The sequence below is a fragment of the Actinospica durhamensis genome (genome assembly GCF_018139695.1).
Classification (GTDB): Bacteria; Actinomycetota; Actinomycetes; order Streptomycetales; family Catenulisporaceae; genus Actinospica; species Actinospica durhamensis.
Map to the genome: position 1 here is coordinate 1 of NZ_JAGSOG010000281.1, position 10,771 is coordinate 10,771.

Sequence of the window (10,771 nt, forward strand, 5' to 3'; positions counted from 1 at the left end):
CGCCGGGGTTGCGGCGGGAGGAGCTCGCGGCGCTGGCGGGGGTGAGTATCGACTACTACATCCGGCTGGAGCGCGGGAAGGAGAACCGGCCGAGCCCGGCCGTGGTCGACGCGTTGGGCAGGGCTCTGCGACTCGATCCGGAGGCGGCGGCGTACTTGCGGGAGTTGGCGGCGCAGGCGGCGCGGGGGTCCGCGGGGCGGCCGGCGGCTCGGGCGACGACGTCGCGGACGGTGCGGCCGACGGTCAGGCTGATGCTGGAGAGCCTGCGGCCGTGCCCGGCGTACGTCATCTCGCCGACCAACGACGTGCTCCTGGCGAACGCGGGCGGGCTGGCGCTGCTGCCGGGGATGGCGGACTGGCCCGCGCGGCAGCGCAACACGATCCGCTACACCTTCCTGCATCCGGCCGCGCGCACGCTCTGGCCGGACTGGGAGGCCAAGGCGCAGGCCTGCGTCGCCCACCTGCGGGCGGTGGCCGGGGCGGACCCGGACGCGCCGGAGCTGGTCGCGATCGTGGGCGAGCTGGCGGTCAAGAGCCCGGACTTCAGCCGGATGTGGGAGCGCTACGACGTGCGGCGAGTCGGGTACGGGCAGAAGACCTTCGTCCACCCGGAGGTCGGCACGTTCACGCTGGCGCACGAGGTGATGGAGATCAACCGCACCGACGGGCAGCGCATGGTCGTCTACAGCGCCGTGCCGGGCTCGGCCGACCACGACGCGATGGTGCTGTTGGACATGAAGGGGGCGGGGTCGCTGGAGCTCGAGATGTCGCAGCGTGCTGACGACATTTCGCAGATCTCGACTACGGCGACGGCGACGGCGACGTCAGAGCACGAATCCGGCGCGCACTGACGGGCCGGCCTCACCAGAGCAGGCTGTCGTCGTCCCGGTGCGACGCGCCGTCGGCGCGCAGTTCGCGCTTGCGGCGGCGGCGCCAGGCGCGGTCGCGGTGGCGGGTGAGCCAGGCCAGTGCGGCGGCGCGCGGGCCGTGGCGGAGCAGCACCGGCAGCGGGCGGACGGATCGGTAGAGCTCGAGGATGCCCGGCAGTTCGCTGATACCGACCTCGGTCAACACGAGGTGTCGCACGCCGTTGATCCAGCGTACGAAGGCGAGGTTGGCCGGGCTCAGCCGTTCGCCGAGTTCGACGACGGTCAGCGGCGGGATCAGGAACGTGAACGAGATCACGTTGAGCGACCACGGCTGGTCGGCCCGGCGCAGCATGGCCCGGAGCAGCCGGCGTTCCCGGAAGTTCAGGTGCGGCACCGCGCCGGGCGGCACCTCCTCGGCCTGTTGACGCCGCAGTCGCCGCAGGAACAGGGCGCGCCGCAGGTTCGGCAGCAGCCGGTTCGGGTCCTCGGACATAGGAGCATTGCACCACACCACGCCGAAGTTACCGAGCGGTATCCTCCCGGCATGGATACCGCTGAGGCTTACCGCACCGTGCGCGCGCGCCTGCTCGAACTCGCCGCGCAACTCGACGACGACCAGGCCGCCGCCGCGGTCCCCGCTCTGCCCGCCTGGACCGTCCGCGACACCTACGCGCACATGGCCGGGCTGAGCACGGAGGTGGCCCGCGGCGAGTTGCGGCGGCGCGCCACGGACGAGGACACGGCCCGGCAGGTCGAGCAGCGCCAGGGCCGCACGCTCAAGGAGCTGTCCGCGGAGTGGAGCCGGGTCGCGCCGGAGCTCGACACGCTGATGGGCGGCCCGAACGCCATCGCCTTCGGGCTGATGTCCGCCGACGTGTGGAGCCACGAGATGGACATCCGCGGCGCGCTGGATCTGCCGGTGGAGCGGCAGGACGCCGTGTGCACCGGCATCGCGGCGTACATAGCCGGAATGCTCGACCACTACTGGCGCAAGCACGACGTGACTCCGGCCGTGCACTTCTCCACGGTCGAGGGCGGGGAGTGGCGGATCGGCGCGGGTGAGCCGGCGCTGGTCCTGCGCACCACGGACTACGAGTTCAACCGGATCCTGATCGGCCGGCGCAGCCGCGCCCAACTGCTCGCCCTGGACTGGAACGGCGACGTCGAGCCGTTCATCGACCGGCTGCACCTGTTCGACCTGCCCTTGATCGATCTGGCGGTCTAGCAAGGATCACCGAGTTGCTCGGCGCGAGTTGAGCAGCCCGGCCACTACCAGGGGCACTACCGATTCGTTATCGCAGTCTGCTATCAAGGATCGATCTCTCCCGAGTAGCCTGCGTGCGCGGATGTGAAGTGACGCAGTCGCGGCACGGCGAGGGGGGATCGGAGCATGTCGGAACCGACGTCGGGATCGGAACCGGTTGGCGAGGCGTGGGCCAGTCCGGGCGGGGAGTCTGAGACGGTGCGGGCAGGCGCGAACGTGCGGTTCCGGTCCGTGCACGCACAGCCGTCTCAGTACTCTTCCGAGGAACTCCAGGCGGCATCGCGGCGCAGGCGGGGGCGGCGGCGGAAGCTGTGGATCGTGACGGCGGTGGCGGCCGTGGCGGCGCTCGCTACGGTCGGCGTGGTCGTGTCGAACTCGGGGCGGCACGGGGACTCGGTGGTCAAGGCCGTGGCGTGCGCGCCGGCTACGCTCGCGTCGTGCCTGATCAAGGCTCCGGCCGGGGCCATACAGCTGGGCTTCGACTCGGGGTGGGACCAGACCACCGCGCCGAGCGTCGACGGGTACGCGTCTAACATCACCGGCGACGCCAAGGGCATGACCTCGGACACGAGCAACGAGGTCGGCGGCGACGGCGAGAGCGGGCTGGTCCACGCCGACTGGAACGCCGTGGACGGCGACAACGTCGACCTGGTGCTGCTCGAGTTCGCCACGCTCAAGGGCGCGCAGGCGTGGAACGACACACGCTCGGCCGAGATCCTGGCGGCCTACCCCGGTCAGTCCGCCGGCATCCCGGGTGACTCCACCGGGGCGGCGCACGCCGGGGCCAAGCCCGACTCGCGGGGCGACTTCGACGCGGCGTACTCGACCGTGGTGGGCGACTTGGTGCTGAACGTCGCGTATTCCAGCCCGAACCAGCTCGAGACCGCGGACCTGCGCAACTGGGTGGGCACAGAGCTGGCTTCGCTCCACAGCGCGCCCGCTCCGGCCGCCGACGCGCCCGCCCCCGCGCCGGGGATGGAGGAGGTCGCGTGCGAGAACCTGCGTGCGTGCCTGCCGTCGCGGCCGAGTGGTGACGTGCCTTGGGCCTGGAGCTACAAGAGCAGTTGGGTGAGCGCTTCGACGCTGACGCCGGCGCAGTTCGGCAAGATCTGGTGGCAGCCGAACGCGCAGATAGCGGTGCAGGGGGCCTTCAACCTCGCCGACATGACCGGAGTCGTCCACACCAGCTGGGCGAACGCCGACGACTCGCAGCAGGCTGACGTCTACATCGCGCAGGCGCTCACCGAGGAGGGCGCGAGCTTCGTCTACAGCCGTGATTTCGGTGAGCCCCAGTGGGGCGCCGGCCTCAAGGGGATCAGCTACGCGATCCCCGGCGAGCCCGAAGCACAGGCCTGGTACACGAACAAGACCGACTCCCACGGGCTGACCCAGTTCACCTTCATCGATCAGATCGGCAATGTCGTCGTCCACGCCTGGTTCTACTTCGCGGGCTCTCTGAACAAGACCCTGGCGAACGCGTGGGCGAAGACGATCACGGACCGGGTCAAGGCGAGCGCGCACCAGGTCGACCTCGGCCTGCCCTCGCTCGCCGCGCCCGCGATCAAGACCGTCGCCCAGGGTACGTGCCCGACGTCGGACAACTGCCTCGCGCCGTTGCCGGCCGGGGCGAGCGACACGACGTCGAAGTCCCTGTACGAGGCGAACACGAGTGTCAGTGCCACGACCTACGCGACCGAGTACGACACCTTGTACGGCTTGCAGTACGGGACGTGGCTGACGGCCGACGGCTTCCAGAGCGCCGAGCACCGGGAGTGGAGCGCCAAGAGCGGGGCCACGGCGGACGCGGTTGTGCTGAAGTTCGGCTCCGCGGCACAGGCGAAGGCGTCCGCCACGATCGAGTACGGACTCTCCGATGAGGCGGAGCGCAGCTGCACGGTGAGCGCGGCCGCGGACACGCTGTGCCTGGCGGAACCGGTCAGCACCAGCGACTACTACCAGACGGAGACCGTCCAGGTGCTGGCCTGGAAGGGCGACTACGAGGTCAGGGTCACCGTGGCGATCTCCGACAGGGCCGACCTCGCCGAGGCCTACGCCTGGGCCGAGCAGCAGCTCGCGCTGCTTCCGGCGGCATGAGCGGCTCAGTGAGCTGAGTCGGTTGACCGCCGAGGCGTCCGGCCGGCCGCCCGTGCGGAGCGGACCGGCCGGACACACGCAGGGCGGCTACATGCCGAGTTCCTTGGTCAGTTCGCCCACCTCGAGCGGGTTGCCGTAGTCGCGGGCCCAGGCGACGAGTCCGTCCTCGACCCGGAAGACGGAGATGTAGCCGAGGCTGAAGGCGCGGCCGTTCGCGGCGAGGGTGCCGTGCACACGGTACTCGGCGATCACGACGTCCGGCTCTCCGGTGGTGTGCACGGTGACGTCCTGCACGGAGTCGAAGCTCCACATCGCCTCCGCCCCCTTCATCCGGGCCCTGATCTCCTCGCGGCCCTCGCTGACCTGCGGCACGCCGCCGGGGGCGAAGGGGATCTCGATGCGCACGTCGGGCGTGTAGAAGTCGGCGAGCTCGTCCCGGGTGCCGTGCACGACGGTGTGCAGGAACTGCTCGATGGTTTCGCGCGGGGTACGTGTGGTCGGTACGGACATGCCGAAGACTCCTGACGTCGATAGAATCGGAACGTTTGCCCCGTTTGTGGTTTCACAGGTTTCCGCAAGTTTCCGGAACGGCCGCCCCGCTTAAATATACGGAACGGCCGCCCCGTTTGTCGAGAGGACTGGTCCCGCGTGACCACGCGCGCCCGCAGCACGTCGCCCGCCAAGCCTGAGCCAGGCCCTGAGCCAGGCGCTGAGTCAGGCCCCGAGTCAGTGCCCGAATCAGGGCCTGCCTCAGCGCCTGATCAGGGGCTGGAGTCCCGGTCGGAGCCGGGGCCGCAGGCCGCGCCCGCCGCCCGGCCGAGGCCGCTGCGGGCGGACGCGGCGCGCAACCGGGCGAAGGTGCTGGACGCGGCGCGGGCGGCGTTCGCGGCGGAGGGTCTGGCGGTGCCGCTGGACGAGATCGCGCGCCGGGCCGGGGTGGGTGCGGGCACGGTCTACCGGCACTTCCCCACCAAGGAGGCGCTGTTCGAGGCCGTGGTGGCCGACCGGCTCGACGCGCTGGCCGCGGGCGCCGAAGCGGTGCTCGACGCGCACGACGCGGGCGCGGCGTTCTTCGACTTCTTCATCTCGATGGTCGAGGACGCGGACGGGAAGAAGGACCTGGCCGAGGCGCTCGCGGCCTCGGGCGTGGGCCTGAGCCCGCAGACGCTGGCGTCCGCGGCGCGGCTGCAGGCCAGGCTCGGCGCGCTGCTCGACCGGGCGCTGGCGGCGGGTGCGGTCCGGGACGGGGTGAGCGTGGCCGATCTGCACGCGCTGGCCGTCGGCGCGCTCGCCGCGGAGGCTCGCGCGGCGGCCGAGGCGGGGTACGTGCAGGGCCGGTTGACCCGGCTGATCTGCGACGGGCTGCTGCCGCCGGGCGACCGGTAGCGCGCAGACGAGCGGGCGGCCAGGCCGGGACGGTTCGGTGGACGGCGAAGTGTCCGGGTCGGAGGATGGGGGCCTGGGCAACTCCGCGGCACACCGCCGCGGCCCCATGACGAGGCGGACACCGATGGCACGCGTATCAGGGACGACAGGGACGACAGGGACGACAGACCCGGCCACCGCGCCCGCGCCGCCGGCCACCGCGACGAAGACCGTCGCGACGAAGTCCAGCGCGACGAAGAGCACGCCGAGGACCGCGGCGAAGACCGGCCGCCTCGCTGCGGGAGAGTTCGCCGCCGGGCACGCCGCGGTCGAATCGAGCGCCGCGTCCAGGGCTGCGGCGGGTGGCGGTGCGGGCGACGCCATGCCGGTGGCGGGGCCGGACGTGGCGGCGTTGGCGGCGCTGCTGGCGGACAGCACCCGGGCGCAGTTCTGCATGGCACTGCTCGACGGGCGGGCGTGGACCGCGGGCGAGCTGGCCCGGCACGCGGACGTGGCCGCCTCGACCGCGACCGAGCATCTCAACATGCTGGTGGACGGCGGGCTGCTGGCCCAGGAGCGGCAGGGGCGGCATCGCTACCTGCGGCTGGCCGGGCCGGACGCGGCAGAGCTGATCGAACACCTCGTCGTGCTCGCGCCGCGGCGGACCGAGCCGAAGCACACCCTGAGCGTGGCCAACCGCAACAAGGCGCTGGCCCGGGCCCGTACCTGCTACGACCACCTGGCCGGCACCCTCGGCGTGGCGATCGCGGACGCGATGACCGACCAGGGACTGCTGGACTGGAGCCAGGGGCTGGCGCTGACCGACCAGGGCGTGAAGTGGGTCGGCGAGCTCGGCCTCGACCTGCCGGAGGGCACGCGTCGGCCGCCGGTGCGCTCCTGCCTGGACTGGACCGAGCGCCGCCCGCACCTGGCCGGCTCGCTGGGCTCGGCCATCTGCCGGCTCGCCTTCGACAACGGCTGGATCACCCGGATCGGCACCGGCCGCGCGGTGGCCGTGACCGAGCGGGGCACGAGCGCGCTGCGGACCCGGTTCGGGATCTGACGCCGGGTCGGGAGCGGCGCGATCCGCCATCCGACCCGGGCTCGTGCGGCGTGGCCCCGAGGCCTGCCGGGAAGGCCGGGGATATCCTGACCGTGAGACGCAGCGGAAGGAGACCCCTGATGAAGGCGATCGCGTTCGACGAGTTCGGCGGCCCCGAGGTGTTGCACGAGGCCGACATGCCGGTGCCCGAGCCGGGGCCGCAGCAGGCGCGGATCCGGGTGCACGTGTCGGGGGTGAACCCGATGGACTTCAAGGTCCGCTCCGGGCAGATGCGGCCCAACCTGCCCGCCTCGCTGCCCGCGATCCCCGGTATCGAGGCGGCGGGCGTGATCGACGCGCTCGGCTCGGACGTGGTGGGCTTCGCCGTGGGCGACGAGGTCTTCGGCTGGACGAAGGGCGGCTCGTACGCCGAGTACGCGATCGCCACCACGTTCGCGGCCAAACCCGCGGCGCTGAGCTGGGAGCAGGCGGTGGCGCTGCCGGTGGCGGGCGAGACGGCCGAGCGGGTGCTGCGCCAGCTCGGCCTCGGCGCGGGCGAGACCCTGCTGATCCACGGGGCGTCCGGGGCGGTGGGCACGGTGGCGGTGCAGCTGGCCGTGGCCCGCGGCGCGACCGTGATCGGGACGGCGAGCGAGGCGAACGCGGAGTACCTCGAGTCCCTCGGCGCGATCCCCACCGGGTACGGCCCGGGCCTGGTCGAGCGGGTCAGGGAGCTGGCTCCGAAGGGCGTGGACGCGGTCTTCGACGTGGCCGGCAAGGGCGCGCTGCCCGACTCGATCACGCTGCGCGGGGGCACCTCCCGGATCGTGACGATCGCGGACTACGCGGGGGCGGAGCAGTACGGGGTGACCTTCTCCGGCGGCGGCCCGGACTCGCCGCGTTCGCCGGAGTTCCTCGCGTCGCTGGCCGAACTGGCCGTGCAGGGCGGGCTGGTGACGGCGGTCTCGGCCACCTTCCCGCTCGCGCGCGCGGTGGACGCGCACCGGGCCAGCGAGGCCGGGCACGGCCAGGGCAAGCTGGTCCTGACGGTCGACTGAACAGGCACGACATGCCTCGGGGCATCAGAATTCTTATGAATGTCCTGCGGAATCAGGATTCGGGGAAGCGTACCGCCGCACCGGGATGGTAGCGGCGGGCCACCTCGGGGTGGGAGCGCAGGTAGCCCTTGAGCTCGTTCCAGCCGAAGACCTCGTAGAGGGCGTTGTCCGGGTCGCGCACCACGCCCGGCGCGTCGGCGAGGTAGCCGCCGGGGACGGTCGTGATGTGCGCGTCGAGGCGCGGGTTGTAGAAGAACGGCACCGAGTAGCGCTCGACGCCCGAGGCGGGGCTCACCACGCGGTGGTTGGTGGCCACCAGATAGCCGCGGGTCGCTATCTCGAGCAGCTCGCCGAGGTTGACCACGAACGCGCCGCGGATCGGGTCGACGTGGATGACGCCGCCGTCCGAGGCCTGCACCTGCAGGCCGCCGTTCTCGTCCTGGAGCAGCAACGTGAGCAGCCCGTAGTCCTTGTGCCAGCCGACGCCCTGTTCGGAGCCGTCCGGCGCGCGGCCGGGGTAGCGCACGAGCTTGGTGTGCAGGTGCGGGTGCCCGGAGAACGCGTCGTCGAAGAACTCGCGCGGCGCGTCGAGGGAGACCAGTAGTTCCTGCAGCAGCCGGTGCGCGACGGCGGCCAGGCGGTCCTGCCAGGCCAGGATGCCAGCGCGCAACTCGGGCAGGTCCTCGGGCCAGAGGTTGGGGCCCTGCAACCAGAGGTAGGCCGCGTCCTCGGGGCCGAGGTCGAGCGGCGGCAGCTCGGGGCCGACGTCGAGCTGGTCGCGCCAGTCCGAGCGGCCCGCGGTCAGCTCGTGGCCGATGCGGGTGTAGCCGCGGAAGTGCGGGGAGGCGAGGTTGCCCAGGGCGAGGCGGTGCGACTCGGGCAGCGCGAAGAAGCGCCGGACCAGGTCGAGCAGCTCGTCCGCCTCGTCGGCCTCGATCCCGTGCCCGACCAGCTGGAAGAACCCCACCCGGTGCGCGGCCTCGTGCAGGGCCTCGCGGAAGGACTCGACCCGGACCGGGTCCTCGGCCGCGGACAGGTCGATCACGGGCAGGGCCGAGGGCGCCCGCGTGCCGGTCACCGTGTTGAAGGCATGTGCGCTCACATCTGACTACAGCGTGCGGGACGAGGCGGGATATTCCGGGCGACGCGGCGGCTGTGCGTCGCCACGCAACAGCGTCCCGGCGTTGCCCCGGCGCTCAGCGGGCCGCGGCGTCGAGCGCGCGGGCGAGGTCGACGCGCAGGTCGTCCACGTCCTCGAGGCCGATGGACAGGCGCAGCACGGAGGCGTGCGGCTTGGCGTCCCCGGCGACCGGGCGGTGGGTGAGCGAGGCAGGGTGCTGAATCAGCGTGTCGACGCCGCCGAGCGAGACCGCGTGCGTGATCAGCTCGCAGGCCCCGGCGACGCGCGCGGCCGCCTCGAGTCCGCCGCGCACCGAGACGGCGAGGATCGCGCCGGGGCCGGACATCTGGCGCCCGATCAGGTGCAGCGGGTCGCATTCGGCCAGGCCCGGGTAGTACACCCGCTCGACGGCCGGGTGGGTGGTGAGCCAGTCGGCGAGCTTCTGGGCCGAGTCGGACTGGTGCCGGATGCGCAGCGGCAGGGTCTGCAGGCCGCGGTGGAGCAGGTAGGCGGCGAGCGGGTGCAGGATGCCGCCGGTGACGGCGCGTACCCGGCGCAGCCTGGCCGCCCACTCCTCGTTCGTGGCCACCACGCCGGCCAGGACGTCGCCGTGTCCGCCGAGGTACTTGGTGGCGCTGTGGACGACCAGGGTGGCGCCGAAGCGGGCCGGCTGCTGCAGGATCGGGGTGGCGAAGGTGTTGTCCACGAGCAGCGGGACGCCGTCGGGGCCGCCGCACTGCCGAGCGAGCCGGGCCAGGTCGAGCAGCTCCAGGGTCGGGTTGCCCGGCGTCTCGACCACGACGAGGCCGGTGTCCGGCCGGATCGCCGCGGCCACCTCGTCCGGTGCGGCCCAGCTGACCTCGCTGCCGAGCAGGCCGGTGGCCAGCAGGTGGTCGGTGCCGCCGTAGAGCGGGCGCACGGCGACCACGTGCCTGCGCCCCTCGGCCGCCGCCGCGATGATGCAGGCGCTGATCGCCGCCATCCCCGAGGCGAAGGCGACCGCCTGCTCGCACTGCTCGAGCTCGGCCAGCGCCTGCTCGAAGCGTCCGGTGGTCGGGTTCCACAGCCGCTGGTAGACGTGCGTGCCGTCCGCAACCGGCAGGCCGCCGGTGGCCAGCGCCTCGTAGCAGGCGCCGCCGAGCTCGACGTCCGGGAGGGGATTCGTGGTGGACAAGTCGATCGGCGGCACGTGCACACCGAGGCCGGCCAGATCGGCGCGGCCGGCGTGTACGGCGCGGGTGTCGAGGGCGGTCATGGGCCTTATGGTGAAGAACATCCGGCCAGATGGGAAGTAGCATGAGTATAATTCTGTGAACACGGGAGATCACCGAATAATCTCTCGCAAGGAGGTCGAGCATGCCCGTCCCGCCGAACGATGCGCGGCGCGAGGTGGCGACGGATCGCGCGGGCCTGGACGAGGTGGACCGGGCGATCCTGCGGATCCTGGCCGAGGACGCCCGGCTGGCGAACAACGCGATCGCCGACCGGGTCGGGATCGCGCCCTCCACCTGCCACGCGCGGATCAGGGCGCTGCGGGAGCGGGGGGTGGTGCGCGGCTTCCACGCCGACCTGGACCCGGCGGCGCTGGGCCTCGGCCTGCAGGCGATGATCGCGGTTCAGCTCAGCGCGCACACGAAGCAGCAGATCGAGGCGTTCGTGCGGGACGTGCCGCGGCTGCCCGGGGTGGTCAGCGCCTTCCACGTGGCCGGGGCGGACGACTACCTGCTGCACGTGGCCGTGCGCGACTCGGACGCGCTGCGGGACTTCGTGCTCGACCACCTCACCGGGCACCCGGCCGTGCGGCACACCGAGACCAGCCTCATCTTCGCCCACCTGCCCGGGACCCTGACCGGGCTCGGGCTGGCCGACTGAGCGGCCGCTCCCCCGCACCGCGGCCCGCCTCCCGCAGCCCTTCGCCCGCCGCCCGCGCATGTGAGAACCCCCCGGACCGCGGGTGGG

At 72.5% G+C, this 10,771-nt stretch carries 11 protein-coding genes; 7 read left to right on the forward strand and 4 right to left on the reverse strand.

All coding sequences use genetic code 11. From position 1 onward, the window contains the following. Positions 1-851: helix-turn-helix transcriptional regulator (locus tag KDL01_RS34035; protein WP_212532802.1), on the forward strand; the 851-nt coding region annotated here is incomplete at its 5' end. Between the two features lie 10 nt (positions 852-861). On the opposite strand, the gene KDL01_RS34040 is transcribed toward KDL01_RS34035, so the two are convergent. Beyond that, positions 862-1,362 carry a hypothetical protein gene (locus KDL01_RS34040; protein ID WP_212532803.1) on the reverse strand — a complete coding sequence of 167 codons (501 nt, stop codon included), beginning with the start codon at positions 1,360-1,362 and terminating at the stop codon, positions 862-864. 51 nt (positions 1,363-1,413) lie between these two features. Between KDL01_RS34040 and KDL01_RS34045 the strand changes: the two genes are divergently transcribed. Together KDL01_RS34045 and KDL01_RS34050 are read left to right on the forward strand one after the other, a co-directional pair. Further along, on the forward strand, positions 1,414-2,094 hold the full coding sequence (locus tag KDL01_RS34045) for a maleylpyruvate isomerase family mycothiol-dependent enzyme (RefSeq protein WP_212532804.1): 681 nt from the start codon (positions 1,414-1,416) through the stop codon (positions 2,092-2,094). A gap of 357 nt (positions 2,095-2,451) precedes the next feature. After that, positions 2,452-4,227, forward strand: coding sequence for a hypothetical protein (locus KDL01_RS34050; protein WP_212532805.1), 1,776 nt, complete (start codon positions 2,452-2,454; stop codon positions 4,225-4,227). An 87-nt stretch (positions 4,228-4,314) separates the two neighbouring features. On the opposite strand, the gene KDL01_RS34055 is transcribed toward KDL01_RS34050, so the two are convergent. Beyond that, positions 4,315-4,737 carry a nuclear transport factor 2 family protein gene (locus KDL01_RS34055; RefSeq protein ID WP_212532806.1) on the reverse strand — a complete coding sequence of 141 codons (423 nt, stop codon included), beginning with the start codon at positions 4,735-4,737 and terminating at the stop codon, positions 4,315-4,317. A 219-nt stretch (positions 4,738-4,956) separates the two neighbouring features. On the opposite strand from KDL01_RS34055, the gene KDL01_RS34060 reads away from it, so the two are divergent. From KDL01_RS34060 to KDL01_RS34070, 3 genes are all read left to right on the forward strand, one after another. Beyond that, complete coding sequence (locus tag KDL01_RS34060; RefSeq protein WP_212532807.1) at positions 4,957-5,613, forward strand: TetR/AcrR family transcriptional regulator; 657 nt, start codon at positions 4,957-4,959, stop codon at positions 5,611-5,613. Between the two features lie 361 nt (positions 5,614-5,974). After that, positions 5,975-6,655, forward strand: a complete 681-nt coding sequence (locus KDL01_RS34065; RefSeq protein ID WP_212532811.1) for an ArsR/SmtB family transcription factor — start codon at positions 5,975-5,977, stop codon at positions 6,653-6,655. A 119-nt stretch (positions 6,656-6,774) separates the two neighbouring features. Continuing rightward, a complete protein-coding gene (locus KDL01_RS34070) occupies positions 6,775-7,692 on the forward strand; it encodes an NADP-dependent oxidoreductase (protein ID WP_212532808.1) in 918 nt (305 codons plus the stop codon). A 52-nt stretch (positions 7,693-7,744) separates the two neighbouring features. On the opposite strand, the gene KDL01_RS34075 is transcribed toward KDL01_RS34070, so the two are convergent. Beyond that, on the reverse strand, positions 7,745-8,794 hold the full coding sequence (locus tag KDL01_RS34075; RefSeq protein ID WP_212532809.1) for an isopenicillin N synthase family dioxygenase: 1,050 nt from the start codon (positions 8,792-8,794) through the stop codon (positions 7,745-7,747). Positions 8,795-8,888: 94 nt separating this feature from the next. Beyond that, the gene (locus tag KDL01_RS34080) at positions 8,889-10,067 is read right to left on the reverse strand and encodes a trans-sulfuration enzyme family protein (RefSeq protein WP_246577393.1); all 1,179 of its coding nucleotides are present in this window, start codon (positions 10,065-10,067) and stop codon (positions 8,889-8,891) included. A 101-nt stretch (positions 10,068-10,168) separates the two neighbouring features. Between KDL01_RS34080 and KDL01_RS34085 the strand changes: the two genes are divergently transcribed. Then, the gene (locus KDL01_RS34085; RefSeq protein ID WP_212532810.1) at positions 10,169-10,684 is read left to right on the forward strand and encodes an Lrp/AsnC family transcriptional regulator; all 516 of its coding nucleotides are present in this window, start codon (positions 10,169-10,171) and stop codon (positions 10,682-10,684) included. Positions 10,685-10,771: the final 87 nt, after the last annotated feature.